We start from the raw sequence: 15471 nt of genomic DNA on the forward strand, positions 1-15471 counted from the left end.
TTATCGCTCTTGTGCTGCAATAAGGTTCTGCAACAGCACCAGCTTGCGCTGCAGCTGGGCGATGTGCTCCTGGTCAGCACGCCGTGCCGACCGCAGCTCACGGTTCTCCATCTCCCAGATCCGCGCCCAACGCGCGTTGTGGCGGCATGCCAGCGCTATCTGCCAGAGCTCGCGCAACTTCATGTACTGCAACAGGAGCACCGCCAGGATCACCCCGATCAACACCAACGCCCCTGTCGAAACCACTTCAGACATAGTCATGTCCACTTCCTTTCCTGGCTTCAAATTATTTCGAAGACAGAGACAAGATATGTAGTGATTTACGACAGGTCTAGAATGTAGACTTATACAGGTAAAGTAATCGCGCACATGGAGCGGGTATGAAACGCAAGCAATCCATCGAGCAGGTCCGCTGGGACCTGGCACTTCGCTATCGTTTGATCGAGACCGTTGCCTGGTGGGAAGGCCGGCTGACCACGGGCCACCTGATACAGAGCTTTGGTATCAGTCGCCAGCAGGCCTCCAAGGACATCAATACCTACATCACCGAGCATGCGCCCAAAAACTTGACATATGACAAGCAGCTCAAGGGCTACGTACCGAGCAAGCACTTCAAGCCGTTGTTCATCGACGACAGTGCCAGCGCTTATCTGCACCTGCTTTATCAGAACAATGAACGTGCACCACACATCGACGGGCTGGCATTGGCCTATGCGCACACCCGGGTATTGGAAGTCCCTGATCGCCCGATCCGGCCGGAAGTCCTGCGCCCCTTGCTCAAGGCCTGTCGCGAAGGCCTGCGGCTGGAAACCGAGTACGTGTCGTTTAACACTCCGAACGTAGAGGTGCGCCTGATTGCTCCGCACACGCTGGTCTACACCGGCATGCGCTGGCACGTGAGGGCGTATTGCGAGAAGAACGGCCAGTATCGGGATTTCGTGCTCAGCCGCCTGCGAGGCCAGCCGGATTTGCTCGACCAATCGCCGAACACACGCGAAGAGGATGAAGACTGGAATGTCGAGGTACCGGTCATATTCGAGCCTGATGGGCGATTGAACGCGGCGCAGAAGGCGATCATCGAGACCGACTTCGGCATGACGCAGGGGCAACTGGTAGTGCCTAGCCGAAGGGCACTGGTGAAGTATGTGCTGCAGCGTTACCAAATCGACCACCGTAACCTCGCGGTTCTCCCTGAGGCGCAGCAACTGGTAGTGAGCAATCTCAAGGAACTGAAGCCCTGGCTGTTGAATGACTAATCTTTGAAACTCGCGACGAGGGGCTTGGAGCCCCGCGTCGCTGGCCGGGAAATTCTCACTCAGTTGCGCCAGTGGCCGCTCATCGTGGCGAGCATCTGCTGCCAGGTACGTGCCGCCTGCAGATAGTTGTCGATTTCTCCGATAAGAAGCCGCGCCGCAATATCGTGATGCCCCGCCAGAATGGCCACGTTTCGGGCCGTATGCCCTTCGTTGTTCTTCGCATTCAGATCGAGGCAGTACTTGCTGAAGTGCTTGGCAAAATAGTTCGCCGCCTTGCTATGCCCGTTCGCGGCTAGCCAATGCAGTGGCGTATTACCCGCCGCGTCACGGTCGTTCAGACTACGGCCTTGCTGATAACGCCTAACAAGCGTTTTTATGATGCCTTGCCTGCCCGGCAAACGGGCAAAGTTGTCCGGGCTCAGGAAGCTGCCAAGGCCTTTCCAGTCCAGCAGCTCCTTGTCCCCTTCTGCACCCAGCGCCTCCAACCGCTCAATCCAGGCAGTTCGGCCAAGCTGGTAGGCGATGTCCAGTGGCGTGCTCTCGGCGCCGTCGCGGTCATTCATCGCCGCAGCCGCAAGGGACCGCAGGTGCGCCAGATCATCGAGCAACACGGCGACATGCCAGCCTCCAATTTCAAGCGCGGGCAGATCGTCGACGCTGAAACGCGAGATTTTCAATGTCTCATCTAGCACGGCAAGCAAGGCAGGTGGATAGCTCATGCCCCAACTCCTCACGACCCTTATTCACACGCAGAGGGCAGGCCTTGCTGTTGTCCGTACCGCGTTGCCATGCACAAGCCATTGACCAGGCTCATGTCCTTTGGTGTCTGGCAGCGAATCGCCGTAAGCCCTGGACTGGCAACGATGCAAGCCAACGACTTGGCGCGGCTGACAGCAACATTCAAACGGTTTTTCGAGTAAAGGAACCCAATGTCTCTGGGCAGGTAGTCTTCATTCGATGTGGTCATCGAGACAATTACAATTTCAGCCTCCTGTCCTTGAAACTTGTCCACAGTACCAACGCGAGCTCCCGCAGGCAGCATTTGTTTCAACAGCTGTACCTGCAAGTTATAAGGCGCCACCACCAAGATATTTTCGAGGGAAATCGCGTGTTTCTCAGCGTTCTTATCCTCGTACCACTGGCGCAGAAAGTACATGTACAACGCCTTGATGTACGCAGCCTCTTCATCGGAGCTCTGGCCGTTGCCGTCATGCTCTACTGGGCAGAACATCAGCCCGCTTGCCGGTATTTCTGGCCGCTGCCCATCAAGGTGCAATACTTGCCGCTCGGTACCCGGCGCGGACGAAAGTTGCCCTTCGTATACAGCATCGGAAATGAACGAACAAACCTGTGGATGCATCCGCCAGGTCTGCGCCAGGAACACACCTCGGTCGGGTCCAATGGCAGGTGTGCCGTCCAGCAGGTAGTCGAGGGCGGAGTCACCGGAGCGGCCCGGATGCACACCTTGCACAGGCTGCGACAACTGCATCTGGTCACCCATCAGCACGATGTTACGTGCCGCCATGCCCATGGTGACCAGGTTCGCCACACTCACCTGGCCTGCTTCATCAATGAATAGATAATCCAACTGTTCGGTGAAGCTCGCATCGGCAAACAACCAGGCAGTGCCGGCAGTCAGGTCGATAGCCGGGCCCCAGTTGTCGAGTAACTCCGTTTTGTCCTCGATAGAGCGGATGCAACGGCCATTGAATTCCGTGCCCTCGCCTTCCGATGATTTTTTCAGTCCCTTGAAGGTAACGCCCTCCACCTGTGCACGCGCCTCGACTGCTGCCAAAAGGTTATTGATGGCATAGTGCGAATTGGAGGTTACCCCGATGCGCTTGCCGGCTTTGAGCAAGTCAACAATCACGTGTGAGCCGGTGTAGGTCTTCCCGGCCCCTGGCGGCCCCTGAATGAATAGCACACTGTTCTCGAGGTTACGTACCACCTGCTTGATGCCATCGGTCGTTGCCAAGTGCGGATCAAGCAAAGGCGCACCCGGCTCGATACCTTTCACCCGTGGTGCGCGTCGATGAAGAAAGTCCATCACCGCCTGAAATCGTTGCTCACCGGACAATACGCTGTCGGCATAGCGAAACAACGCCTCGCGCAGCATGCCTGACGGGATCGGCCTGCCGGGGATCATGTCAAAGGCTTCCGGTGGCGCCTTTTTCGCGGTGGCCTTGAATGTCGCGAGGCATGCGTCATTATCCAGGCTGACCAGGTGCACACTGGCCAACGATTCAGGGATGACACCTTTTGAGCCGGAGCGCATCTTGCTTTCCTGAGGCTCGAAACTGTATTCGAACAGGAACGAATTCTTGATCGGTACCGGCGGTGTTTTTGTGCGCTGCAAACCGGCGAGGCTCTCGATATCGTCCAGCAACTCCTCGGTAGTCATGTCCTGGCGGCTGAACAACTGCCACCACACCGGCTTTTCCGCCCTGCGGTAGAAGTCGAGTAGCTGGAAGGTCAATACCCGGACCTGATCCTCGTCGCTCAGGACGCAATCGTCGGACGGCAAGCCCGCAAGCAATCGGTCACGGTATTTTGCCAGCCGAACCTCGATCTCCTTTTGCTCCGCTACGGCTTTCTCGCCTTCGGCTTGCAACACGACAGGAACCCCTGCGCGCAATGGACTAATGCTCGCAAGCCAGTTGCGTAACAGGTACGTAGAGAGCACATCGTCTTCGTTGTAGCGCTCGATCTGCTCAAGCAATGCTGGGTCACCAGTCTCTTTCCAGCGCTCATAGAACACGATGCTCGCACCGGCATTGGTAACGTCGCCGTCACGCTTTGCCATGTAGAAGTGTTCGATGTTCTTGATCGAGTAGCTGGGTTCCGACACGCGGATCGCTTCGCGCACCACCTTGTAAAGATCGATCAGTTTGCCATTGCGCAGCAGCCAATCCACTTGCGCCTCGCGAGTGCCGTGCTGGCTCATCAGGCGCTTGATGGCCGTTTCTTCATAGCTGGCATAGTGGTAGACATGCGCATTCGGGTAACGCTCAAGGTGCGCGATGATCCAGTCGATGAACTGCTCGAATGCAATCTTTTCTTCGTCCCGGCTGTGCGCCCAAAAAGCTTTGAAAGTTTGCTCACCGCCTTCGTCTATATACAGGCCGAAGAGGTACTCCAGGCCGCCCTCCTCCAGAGGATTACCTTCCATATCGAAGAACAGATCACCTTCGACCGCAGGAGGCATGCGGCCAAAGCCACGCCGTTGCCCCATGACCGGCAACAGCTCGTACAGAGGGGTATCGCTGGAGCGCCCCTGAAACTGCAGGCGCGCCTGGTGACGTAGCTTGTTCAGCGACTCCACTTGCAGCTTATGGATACGCAAGTCATCGCCACTGGCTGCCAACTGTTCCAGCGTGGTCACACCGCCAACCTGCAACTTCTTGATTTGCGAGCGGCTGATACCGGCGACTGCCGAAAGATGATCATCCTGCAGGCGTTGTTCAGTACAGCGATCACGCCACCCACAAAAACCACAATGCCCACACGGATCCGGGTAGGTGAGCCATGGCCCCTCAGTGTTCACGAACGCACTGAATCGCTGCAGCACCTGCTCTAGGTAATCCGCGTAGTCAGCAACCCGATAGGCCTGCTCGGTACGCGTAGCATCACCCAGCACGATGTACATGAACTGAGGCTGTACGCCCTGAATCGCAATCAGCATCCGCGAATAAAGCGCAACCTGCACCAGAAACTTGGCCTTTGCACTCTTGGCCAACTTGGTGTCGATCACTTCATAGCTGTGGCCCCCCAACGCCGACGGCCGTGGTACTTTGCGCAGGAAGTCGGCATGCCCGATAAAGGCGCCTTCCTGAAGCGACGCCTGGAATATGATGTCCGCGCCGGCGCGCATGGCCTCAATGGTCAGTTCCACCCGCCGAGAGAAGCTCGGATTGCCCTCAGCGACGTCGACTACCTGGGCATGGCTGCTTTTGAGCTGTTCAAGAAATGCCGCTTCGTGGGCCAGCCCCTTGTCCTGGATCAAGCGGTTCTGCTCACTTGCCGGGGCTTTCTCCATCGGCGCGACCAGGTGCTTCAGGTCCAGCGCCGTCAAATGCTGGCATTCCAGGAAGCCACAGATGTCCGAGGCGGAATACAGCCGAGTCCCGTTTCGAGTTTGCATGGTTGTATTGCCTCCAGCGTGACTCAGGCGTCGAGCGAGCAACCTTGGTAGAACTGCTCGAACAGGGGCGTCGGCAGATGCTGCGCATTGAGCAGGCCGAAGTGCTTACCTACATTGCGCCCTACGGCCATGATTGTTCTTGCGGAGTTCTCGGTACCGGCATAGCCAGCGCTGACGACGTAGTCGACACGTTCCTTGTCGCTCTCCGCGCGGGCATAGGCATTGCCGGTGATCAATACATCAACCAGGCAGACACTGACGCGCTCGTCCCCCACCGTGAACGGCTCGAGCGTTTCGCCAGACAAGGCTGCCCGCAGTCCGTCCTCACCACCGGCAACAATGCGCTCAAGGGCAGCAAGCGGGCGGCCGAACAAGTCAAACTCGTCAATAGAAAACGGGAAGCAGTAGCTCTGTGCAGTCGCGCGTGAGAGCGTTTTTCCGTTGCGCGGCTCAGCCACCAGCCAGTCAACGAACGCATCTTTATCGTCGGGCGCACCGCTGTGACGGAAGGCCAGGTAGTCACTGAGCACCTGGCCAAAAGGATGACCCGTGGGCACCCAGCCGCTATTGCCAGACTCGCGCAGCGATATATCGCCGTGCTCGCCAACTGCTTGGGCCTCAGGTACTGGCGTCAGGCCAAAGCAGCGAAGGTCATAGCCAAGCATGAAAAGGCTCGCCTCGAATGCATGGCATCGCGCGGGCATTGCCCCTTGGTCGGCAAACCAGCCTGTGCGCCCGAGCAAAGCGCGGACAATCCAACCCAAACGGACCTGCCAGCGCGCCCACTCGGCGTACTCGATCGCCGAGAACTGCGGTGCTGCCAGACAGTTGGCAAACGCTCCTGGGTTGCGGATCTGGTCGCCACGCGCGCCGCCGGACGGGAACCTCAGCAGAGGTTTGCCACGCCCAGCCCACTGCTGGCGAAAGAGCGCATAGAACATGGCAATCGCGGCGCCCACACGGCTGTCATAGATGGGAGAACCGGACAAGTCGAGCAAGGCGTGAATCTTGGTCAGGCCCGAATCGAAACGCTCGACACTGCCAAGGTCATCCAGATCATTGTCGGCATCGAGCGCCATGAGCCCAGCCATCTTCTTCAGGTAGCTCGACAACTCGCCGCTGGTAGCCAGCCGATGCAAGAATGGAATGGCACCCCGCACACCGCCCCAGCGCAGAATCTGCAAACAGGCCTGAAGCGCTTGCTGATCATCACCGGCGCTGACTCCAGCCGACAACCACTCACGCAATTGCCCAAGCGAGCCCTGGGTCTGCCTCCAGGTTTCAGAGTCGACCGCGCTCTGGCGGCTGTCGCGCCAGCTTGCTTTCCAGCGGTAATGCTCAAGGACCTGCTCAATCCCCTGTACATCGACCGTCAAACCACCGGGTACGAACTTGCTGGACTTGAATCGCAGTTTGAAGGTGAGCACCGGCAGGTTGGCTGCCAGCCATTCAATGAACGCCTCGACTTCGGGTTGTGCCAAGAACTCATCACGCTTCATGCCAGCCGCCTTGCGGGTAATGTCGAATGGCCATACCCTAAGCAAAATGACGGGCCGCGTCCACGTTGTCTGTTCATACAGGTAAACAATTGGAGCAGGTTCCAGTGCCTCGACCAGACAGCTTCCAGCGCCAACGGTGAGTCGCTCATTAAACTGTAAAGTTTTCAGACACACATCATCTCTTTACGGACCGTGCGCCCCCTCAAGGATCATCACCTCATGGACCATCAAGCACTCAAGACCCGACACCGCCAGGAACGTGAGGGCCATCACCCCAACCTGACCTTGCGTGTTCATCGAGCACTGAGCTGGCTGAACCGCGCCGAACAGACGGATGATATTGATGGGCGCTTTATCTTTCTGTGGATCGCCTTCAACTCGGCATACGCGACGGACATTGATGAAGAGTTCCGCCTGTCCGAACAAGCCACATTCAAGGCATTCCTCGAAAAACTCTGTGCCTTGGACAAAAGCAACCTGATCGAAAATCTGGTGTGGTCGGAGTTCTCTGGCAGTATTCGCGTCTTGCTTAACAACCCTTATGTGTTTCAGAGTTTCTGGGATTATCAGAACGGCAAGATCAGTGAGCCACTCTGGACCGAACGCTTTGCCAAAGGTCGTAAAACCGCGCAGCAAGCTCTGGCCAACCGCAACACCGCGGCCGTGCTAGGGGTGTTGTTCAACCGGATCTACACCCTACGCAACCAGATCATGCATGGCGGTGCCACTTGGAACAGCAGCGTCAATCGAGATCAACTGCGCGACTGCGCCAGCCTGCTCGGCAAGCTGGTTCCGGTCATCATTCTGCTGATGCTGGATAACCCGGATACATTGTGGGGTGATGCATGTTATCCCGTGGTCGTTTAGCTCAGTGACCGTGCTTGGACTAGGGTCGCCCGGGACGAACCTTGGGAGCTGGCCTTCCCGCAAAAAACGCGACGCGGTGTTTGGCATCGGCTGTGCCGGTGTTCGCGGGCACGCCCGCTCCCACAATGATCACGCAAACTTTCAGACTTTGAGCAAGGCAGTTGCCCCCTCAGGTTGGCACACCAGTGGGGCTAACTTACTCGCGAACACCGCCGAAGACCGTGCCCCTCACCCGCCTTACCAGCTATAACTCACCTTCGCCGTCACCTCCCGCCCCGGGTTGTAGTAATTCGCCGTCCCCGACCCAACCACATGCTGCTCATCGAACAGGTTGCTCACATTCAGCGCCAAGTCGGTCCCTTTGGCGATCTTGTAGTTCAGCGCCGCATCGAACAACGTGGTCCCATCGCTCTTCTTGGTATTGGCAGCATCCATGTAGTACGCCCCCACATACCGCGCGCCCAGGCCGACGCTCACGTCAGTGCCCGGTATGTCGTAGTAGCTCCACAGCGATGCAGTGTGTTTGGGCGCAGTGGTGAACTCATTGCCCTTCAAGGAAGAGCCGTCATACAGCGATCCGCGCAGCACCTCGGACTCCATGTAGGAGTAAGCACCAATCACGCTGATGTCCTGCGTGACTTGTGCCTTGGCTTCCAGGTCAAGGCCACGCACGCGTGACTCGCCCACCGTCTGCTGCTCGATGATGCCGCTTGGCAACACCACGGCAATGGTGACGTTCTCCTGGGTCAGGTCGTAAACAGCGGCGGAGAAGAGTGCGTCCATGCCCATGGGCGAATACTTGATGCCCACTTCGTATTGCTTGCCGGTCTGCGGGGTAACGCCTACTTGCGGGGGCGAGACGGACTCCACCATGCTCACGTAGGTAGACACTTCATCGTTGACGATATAGGTCAGTGCCGCGCGGTAGGAGGTTTCGGAGAAGTTGTCCTTTTCCGTCTGCTCGCCACCGATGTATTCCTTGCTCGACAGGTCCATCGAGTCGTTACGCACGCCTGCGGTCGCGATGACGCGGTCAAAGAACGACAGGTTCTGCTGCAGGAAAACCGCCTTGGTGGTGGCGTCATTCTTTTTGCGGGTATAGGGCGTGATGCCGCCTGGCACGCCGGTGAACACCGGGTTGGCGATGTCGATGGAGGGCGCCAGGCCGTAGACCGAGATCTGTTTGGTCGTCGAGTCGAGGTACTCGACGCCCACCAGTGTGCTGCTGTCGATGTGCTCGAACTGGGCATCGTACTGCAGCATCAGGTTGCCATTGAGCTGATCGGCATCGCTGTCGGTGCCGAAGACGTAACGCGGAATGGTGGTGCCAACACGCGAGGCGCTGTCGCTCAGGTAGACGTAGCCAAAGTCATCGGTCAGCTCACTGTAGCGCAGGTTGCTGCGCAGGGTGAAGCCGTTGTCGAAGTCGTGGGTGATGTTGCCGCTGAGGCTAGTGCGCTCGACATCATGGAAGTTGTAGCCGGGCTCGCCATAGAAGTCGCTGCGGTCGTACTCCTTGTCCAGCGGGTAGCCACCGCTGTTCGGCGAGCTGTTGGTCTTCAGGTAATCCAGCACCACCGTGGCCGAGGTGAAATCGGTTGGCGCCCAGGTCAGGCCGCCCATCACGAAGCGGTTATCGTCCTGGGAGTGGTCGTACTCGCGGTCGCTGTTCTGCATCTTGGCCGTGAAGCGGCCGGCCAAGGTTTGTTCGTCGTTCAGCGCATCGCCTACATCGATCCCGGTTTCGGCATGGTCATAAGAGCCGTAGGTCACGTAGCCTTGGCCAAACTTCTCGAAGCGCGGTTGCTTGGTCACGAAGTTGACCGAGCCACCCGGGTCTGCCGGGCCGAACAGGGTGGAGTTGGCACCCCGCAGAATTTCGATACGCTCGTAGGCGTAAGGGTCTTCGCGCACACCGCGCATCGAGCTGAGGGTCAGGCCGTCTCGATAGGTGGTGGCCTGGAAACCGCGGATCAGGAAGTAGTCGTTGCGGTCGTCCGAACCGTAATAGTCGCTGACCACGCCGGGGGTGTACTGCAGCGCCTCTTCGGTGGTGCTGACGCTGCGCTGCTGCATTTCCTTGTTGGTCACCACAGACACGGACGCGGGCGTGTTGAGGATGCTGGTCGCCACCTTGCCCCCTACCCACAGCTCCTTGGCAACCACCGAGTTGGCGTCATCGTCGGCGCTGGCCTTGACCTTGGCATTGATGATGACAGGTGCCAGGCGGTAGTCCTCGGTCGCGCCCAGTTCCAGCGGGCCGGCAGGTTTAGGCTGCGGTATTACCAGGTAGGCATTCGGGCCCTGCGGCTCAATCTGCAACTCGGTTCCGCGCAGCAGCGACGACAGTGCCGAGCGTGTATCCAGTGCGCCCTGCACCCCGTTGGTATTGCGGTTGGCTACGTTCTGCGCATCGAACGAAAGGCTGATACCCGCCTCGCGCGCAAAGCGGTCCAGTGCCGGCGCCAGCGGGCCCGCAGGAATGCTCCATTGCTTGAGCGGGTTGTTGTGATCAGCGCTCAAAGGCTGTGCAAGCGACGGCAGTGCGTAGGTGCTGACTGCCAGGCCCAACAGTGCAGCATGCAGGGCACGACTCAAGGGGTGGCGCTGTGGAACCGGGGTAAAACTCATTCTCTCGCTCCGTGTCGGGGGTCGGCGGGCTGGCCTGTAATCCGGCCTTCTCTACCTGCCGAACGAGAATGAGAAAACACCTCATTTATTTTCAATGAAACGCGCTGCCGGGCGGGTACCTGCCAGCACCTGTTAACCCAAAAGCACGCTCAAACCCCAAAAAACAAAGGGCACCCATCCTCGGGTGCCCTTTGCCTTACAGCCAGGTGAACTGAATCACCCCATCGATCGCGCGCCTACCGGTTGCGCATGGCCCCTCGACGTCACGATCCCTAGGAAGGAAATCACGATCGCCAGGCCCAATGTCGAGCTCACTTCCGCCCGATGCTCAGGCGTGTACATCATCACCGCCAGCGCCCCGGCAATGAAAATGATCACCGCCCAGGTCAGGTACGGGAACAGCCACATGCGGAACTTCAGTTCGGTGTTCTCGCGCTCCAGACGGCGGCGCATGCGCAGCTGCGAGATGGCGATAACCATGTACACCAACAGGGCGATGGCGCCAGAGCTGGCCAGCAGGAACTCGAACACGCCCTTCGGTGCGAAGTAGTTGAGGACCGCGATGGCCGCACCGATCAAGGTGCTGCCGAACACCGCAGCACGCGGTACACCGACCTTGGAGGTCTTGTTGAGGAAGGCCGGGGCGTCACCGCGCTTGGCCAGCGAGAACATCATCCGCGAAGCGATGTAGATCGACGAGTTCATGCAGCTGGTAACAGCTACCAGTACCACCAGGTCGACCATGAATGCCGCGTTGGGGATGTTCATGATTTCCAGCGCACGCTGGTACGAACCCACCACCGCCAGCTGCGGGTCGTTCCACGGCACCACCGAAATGATCACGAAGATCGACAGGATGTAGAAGGTGCTGATACGCCAGATCACCGAGCGAGTGGCCTTGGCGATGTTGCGCGACGGGTCGCTGGACTCGGACGCGGCGATGGTCACCGCCTCGGTGCCGATGAAGCTGAACATCACGGTGATGAATGCACCCACCACTGCCGACCAGCCTTTCGGCGCAAAGCCGCCGTACTCGGCAACCAAGGTGCTCAGGCCACTGACCTCGCGGTTGGGCAGCCAGCCCATCAGCGCGGCAAAGCCCAGGCCGATGAAGCCCAGAATGGCAGTGACTTTGAGGATGGCGAACCAGAACTCGAACTCGCCGTACTTGGCCACGCTGAACAGGTTGGTACCTGCCAGCAGCAACACCGAAGCCAGGGCGAAGATCCAGCTGTCCACCTGCGGAAACCAGGCGTTCAGCACATGCCCGGCGGCCAATGCTTCGATAGGAATGACCAGTACCCAGAACCACCAGTACAACCAGCCGATGGTATAGCCGGCCCAGCGGCCAATGGCCTGGTCAGCGTAGGTGGAAAACGATCCGGTGTCGGGGTGTGCCACGGCCATTTCGCCGAGCATGCGCATGACCAGTACCACCAAGGTTCCGGCCACGAAATAGGAAATTATGGTTGCTGGCCCGGCTGCCGCGATGGCATGGCCAGAACCTACGAAAAGTCCGGCGCCGATAATGCCGGCGATGGACAGCATCGTTACGTGACGTGGCTTGAAACCTTGTGCAAGGTTGCCATCAGATCCCACGGTGTTCATTGATGTTGTTCTCTTTTTGCTGACACAAGGAAGGACGGGCAGGCGTAGGCGAAAAATATCTCCTTTGAAATCAATAAGTCGACACGTTACTCGCGCTCTTTTGTTGATATTTGGAGCGCTTCACAGAGCAACGTGTCAGTGCAGGGCGGGCTTCATTTAATCCCCGCATGGCTGTAGGGAATTACACGAGAACGCCCCGAAACTGTTCGATCACGACAGGGCATTTCCATCAACGCCAAATGTCGCGAATGGCATATCCGAACGCGCCACAGGCCCAAATGGAGCTTTTGTTTTTCATTTGAATGTGTGTTGTCTGTGCCGGCCCTTTCGCGGGTGAACCCGCTCCTACGATGGTGCGTGGCGACGGTACCGATTGATGAATGCGGTGGGGGCGGTGGATGACTGGGGGGATTGGCCGGCAGGTCGGGCCTATTCGCGGGTGAACCCGCTCCTACAAGGGTGCGTAGCGACACCACCGGTTGATGTAGGAGCGGGCTTGCCCGCGAAGAGGCCAGCAGCCTCAACGCACCAGGCAGGGTCGTTTGTTATCGAAGCGCCATCCCGGAATCAGGTACTGCATCGCCACGCCGTCATCCCGTGCCCCCAGCCCCATGTTGCGGTAGCACTCATGGGCCTTGGCCAGCTGGTCTTCATCCAGTTCCACGCCCAAGCCCGGGCGCGCCGGCACCCGCACATGCCCGTCGACAATGCGCAGCGGCTCACGGGTCAGGCGCTGGCCATCCTGCCAGATCCAGTGGGTGTCGATCGCCGTGATTTCACCCGGCGCCGCAGCCGCTACCTGGGTGAACATCGCCAGCGAAATGTCGAAGTGGTTATTGGAGTGAGAACCCCAGGTCAGCCCCCAGTCGTTGCACATCTGCGCCACCCTTACCGAACCCTGCAAGGTCCAGAAGTGCGGATCGGCCAGCGGAATGTCCACCGACTGCAACTGAATGGCATGGCCCATCTGTCGCCAGTCGGTGGCAATCATGTTGGTCGCGGTAGGCAGGCCGGTGGCGCGGCGGAATTCGGCCATCACCTCGCGGCCCGAGTAACCATTCTCGGCGCCGCACGGGTCTTCGGCGTACGCCAGTACATCGTGCTTGTCGCGGCACAGGGCGATGGCCTCCTTTAGCGACCACGCGCCATTGGGGTCGAGCGTGATGCGCGCTTCGGGGAAGCGTTCGGCCAGCGCTGTCACGGCCTCCATCTCTTGTTCACCGCGCAGCACGCCGCCCTTGAGCTTGAAGTCGCTGAAGCCATAGCGCGCCTTGGCGGCCTCGGCCAGCCGCACCACTGCTTCCGGGGTCAGGGCCTTTTCGTGGCGTAGGCGGAACCAGTCGTCATCGCTGTCGGCTTCGTTGCGATAAGCCAGGTCGGTCTGCTGGCGGTCGCCGATGTAGAACAGGTAGCCGAGCATCTTCACCGCATCCCGTTGCTGCCCCTCGCCCAGCAGTGCCGCCATCGGCACGTTCAGGTGCTGGCCGAGCAGGTCGAGCAATGCCGATTCGATGGCCGTTACCGCATGCACGGTGATGCGCAGGTCGAAGGTCTGCAGGCCGCGGCCTGCCGAGTCGCGGTTGGCGAAGGTCTGGCGCATGGCATTGAGCACACGCTGGTAGTGGCCGATCGGCTGACCGACCACCAGGCTGCGGGCGTCCTCCAGGGTCTGGCGAATGTTCTCGCCGCCGGGCACTTCACCCAGGCCGGTATTGCCGGCGCTGTCGCGCAGCACCACTACGTTGCGGGTGAAGAACGGGCCATGGGCGCCACTGAGGTTCAGCAGCATGCTGTCATGGCCGGCCACGGGGACCACGCGCAGGTCGGTGACCACCGGGGTGCTGGCATTTACGGCGGGATTGGTCTGCAGATTCATGGTTGTTGTCTCGCAGTCATCAGTGGGTCTGGCCCAAGGCCGAAGGGGCCTTGAGGTCATCGGAAGGGACGCCCTTGGGGCGAATGCGTACGAAGAAGATGGCAATCGCCGCCAGCACCGAGGTCACCGCCAGGCCGTACAGCCCGCCCTGGATCGAGCCAGTCTGCTGCTCCAGCAAGCCGAAGGTGGTGGGGGCAACGAAGCCGCCGAGGTTGCCGACCGAGTTGATCAGGGCAATCACCGCCGCAGCGATGCGGGCGTCCAGGTAGCCCTGGGGGATTGGCCAGAACAGTGACGACGCTGACTTGAAGCCGATCGCGGCGAAGCACACGGCGACGAAGGCGAACACCGGCCCACCCGTGGTGGACATGAACATGCCCGTGGCAGCGACCAGCAGGGCGCCGGCCACCCAGGCCTGCTGGAACTTCCAGCGAGCGGAACCGGCGGCGAAGGCGTACATGGCCAGGATCGAGATCAGCCAAGGGATCGAGTTGAAGAAACCGACCTGCATGTCACTGAGGTCGCCCATGCGCTTGATGATGCTGGGCAGCCAGAAGGTCGCGGCATAGATGGTCAGCTGGATGCAGAAGTAGATCAGGCAGAACAGCACGATCTGGCGGTCCTTGAGCAGGCTCCAGGCCGACGGCCTGACCGCGCCGATGGCCTCACGCGCTTGCTGCTCGCGGTCGATGGTGGCGACCAGCGCGTCCTGCTCGGCCTTGCTCAGCCACTTGGCGTCCTGCGGCCTGGAGTCGAGCCAGAAAAACACGAAAAAGCACAGTGCTACCGAGGCCATGCCTTCGATGAACAGCATCCACTGCCAGCCATGCAGGCCCAGGCCCTGGATTTGCATCAACGCCCCGGCCAGCGGCCCGGAAATCAGCGAGGCCAGCGCCGAGCCACTGAGGAAGATGGCAATGGCTTTGCCGCGCTCAGCCGCCGGCAGCCAACGGGTGAAGTAGTAGATCACCCCCGGAAAGAAGCCCGCTTCGGCAACACCGAGCAGAAAGCGCAGCACGTAGAACTGGGTTTCGTTCTGCACGAAGGCCATGGCCGTGGCCACAAGCCCCCAGGTGAACATGATGCGGGTCAGCCACAGCCGCGCCCCCACCTTCTGCAGCAGCATGTTCGAAGGGACTTCGAACAGCGCGTAACCGATGAAGAACAGCCCGGCACCAAAGCCAAAGGCCGCAGCGCTGATGCCCAGGTCGCTTTCCAGGTGCGGGCGGACGAAGCCGATGTTGACGCGGTCGAGGTAGTTGACGATGAACATGATGACGAACAGCGGCAGGACGTGGCGCTTGACCTTGGCCACGGCACTGGCCAACGCGTCGCCTTCATGCCGGGCAGACGGAGCGAGGGTGTCGTTCACTTGCGGATCTCCCACTAATTGTTTTTGTGCGGGTCGGGTTGTCTGACATGGCAGTGGGGAGGAGCTTATGCGCAGCGAGGTTGTACGACAAGATCATTAACGTCGGCAAAATAGCAAAATACAAGCTGTCATAATGCCAATCTGATCCTAACGTGCAAAAACAGCTCAACTACATGCTGATTAGGATGCGCGAAAAATCGGCAAAAAATATTTCTATCGAT

The 15471-nt window shown here is 59.4% G+C and carries 10 protein-coding genes; 2 read left to right on the forward strand and 8 right to left on the reverse strand.

Annotation, left to right across the window (positions count from 1 at the left end):
* Entirely contained in the window at positions 1–261 is a 261-nt protein-coding gene (locus tag QCL51_RS21825) for a hypothetical protein (RefSeq protein WP_028697630.1), read from the reverse strand.
* A 119-nt stretch (positions 262–380) separates the two neighbouring features.
* Between QCL51_RS21825 and QCL51_RS21830 the strand changes: the two genes are divergently transcribed.
* Positions 381–1256 carry a WYL domain-containing protein gene (locus QCL51_RS21830; RefSeq protein ID WP_028697631.1) on the forward strand — a complete coding sequence of 292 codons (876 nt, stop codon included), beginning with the start codon at positions 381–383 and terminating at the stop codon, positions 1254–1256.
* 59 nt (positions 1257–1315) lie between these two features.
* On the opposite strand, the gene QCL51_RS21835 is transcribed toward QCL51_RS21830, so the two are convergent.
* From QCL51_RS21835 to QCL51_RS21845, 3 genes are read right to left on the reverse strand one after another with little or no spacing between them, the layout of a single operon-like run.
* Positions 1316–1975, reverse strand: a complete 660-nt coding sequence (locus tag QCL51_RS21835; RefSeq protein WP_103463081.1) for an ankyrin repeat domain-containing protein — start codon at positions 1973–1975, stop codon at positions 1316–1318.
* Between the two features lie 20 nt (positions 1976–1995).
* Positions 1996–5397 carry a TM0106 family RecB-like putative nuclease gene (locus QCL51_RS21840; RefSeq protein ID WP_103463082.1) on the reverse strand — a complete coding sequence of 1134 codons (3402 nt, stop codon included), beginning with the start codon at positions 5395–5397 and terminating at the stop codon, positions 1996–1998.
* A gap of 23 nt (positions 5398–5420) precedes the next feature.
* On the reverse strand, positions 5421–7070 hold the full coding sequence (locus QCL51_RS21845; RefSeq protein ID WP_274118857.1) for a hypothetical protein: 1650 nt from the start codon (positions 7068–7070) through the stop codon (positions 5421–5423).
* A 45-nt stretch (positions 7071–7115) separates the two neighbouring features.
* On the opposite strand from QCL51_RS21845, the gene QCL51_RS21850 reads away from it, so the two are divergent.
* On the forward strand, positions 7116–7763 hold the full coding sequence (locus QCL51_RS21850; RefSeq protein WP_021784357.1) for a HEPN domain-containing protein: 648 nt from the start codon (positions 7116–7118) through the stop codon (positions 7761–7763).
* Between the two features lie 237 nt (positions 7764–8000).
* Here QCL51_RS21850 and QCL51_RS21855 read toward each other — a convergent pair whose 3' ends face one another.
* The 4 genes from QCL51_RS21855 to QCL51_RS21870 all read right to left on the reverse strand — a co-directional run bounded on the left by QCL51_RS21855 (position 8001) and on the right by QCL51_RS21870 (position 15250).
* Positions 8001–10394 carry a TonB-dependent siderophore receptor gene (locus tag QCL51_RS21855; RefSeq protein WP_319298604.1) on the reverse strand — a complete coding sequence of 798 codons (2394 nt, stop codon included), beginning with the start codon at positions 10392–10394 and terminating at the stop codon, positions 8001–8003.
* Between the two features lie 216 nt (positions 10395–10610).
* Complete coding sequence (locus tag QCL51_RS21860) at positions 10611–12002, reverse strand: amino acid permease (RefSeq protein WP_084851520.1); 1392 nt, start codon at positions 12000–12002, stop codon at positions 10611–10613.
* 520 nt (positions 12003–12522) lie between these two features.
* Positions 12523–13878 carry a glucarate dehydratase gene (gene gudD, locus QCL51_RS21865; RefSeq protein ID WP_274118856.1) on the reverse strand — a complete coding sequence of 452 codons (1356 nt, stop codon included), beginning with the start codon at positions 13876–13878 and terminating at the stop codon, positions 12523–12525.
* Positions 13879–13897: 19 nt separating this feature from the next.
* Positions 13898–15250, reverse strand: a complete 1353-nt coding sequence (locus QCL51_RS21870; RefSeq protein ID WP_103463083.1) for an MFS transporter — start codon at positions 15248–15250, stop codon at positions 13898–13900.
* Positions 15251–15471: the final 221 nt, after the last annotated feature.

Origin of the sequence: Pseudomonas sp. LTR0 (assembly GCF_036630035.1) — a bacterium.
GTDB lineage: Bacteria > Pseudomonadota > Gammaproteobacteria > Pseudomonadales > Pseudomonadaceae > Aquipseudomonas > Aquipseudomonas putida_Y.

Coding starts and splice junctions, on each gene's coding strand:
- QCL51_RS21825 (WP_028697630.1), bottom strand. CDS start 261: ATGACTATGTCTGAAGTGGTTTCGACAGGGGCGTTGGTGTTGATCGGG.
- QCL51_RS21830 (WP_028697631.1), top strand. CDS start 381: ATGAAACGCAAGCAATCCATCGAGCAGGTCCGCTGGGACCTGGCACTT.
- QCL51_RS21835 (WP_103463081.1), bottom strand. CDS start 1,975: ATGAGCTATCCACCTGCCTTGCTTGCCGTGCTAGATGAGACATTGAAA.
- QCL51_RS21840 (WP_103463082.1), bottom strand. CDS start 5,397: ATGCAAACTCGAAACGGGACTCGGCTGTATTCCGCCTCGGACATCTGT.
- QCL51_RS21850 (WP_021784357.1), top strand. CDS start 7,116: ATGGACCATCAAGCACTCAAGACCCGACACCGCCAGGAACGTGAGGGC.
- QCL51_RS21855 (WP_319298604.1), bottom strand. CDS start 10,394: ATGAGTTTTACCCCGGTTCCACAGCGCCACCCCTTGAGTCGTGCCCTG.
- QCL51_RS21860 (WP_084851520.1), bottom strand. CDS start 12,002: ATGAACACCGTGGGATCTGATGGCAACCTTGCACAAGGTTTCAAGCCA.
- gudD (WP_274118856.1), bottom strand. CDS start 13,878: ATGAATCTGCAGACCAATCCCGCCGTAAATGCCAGCACCCCGGTGGTC.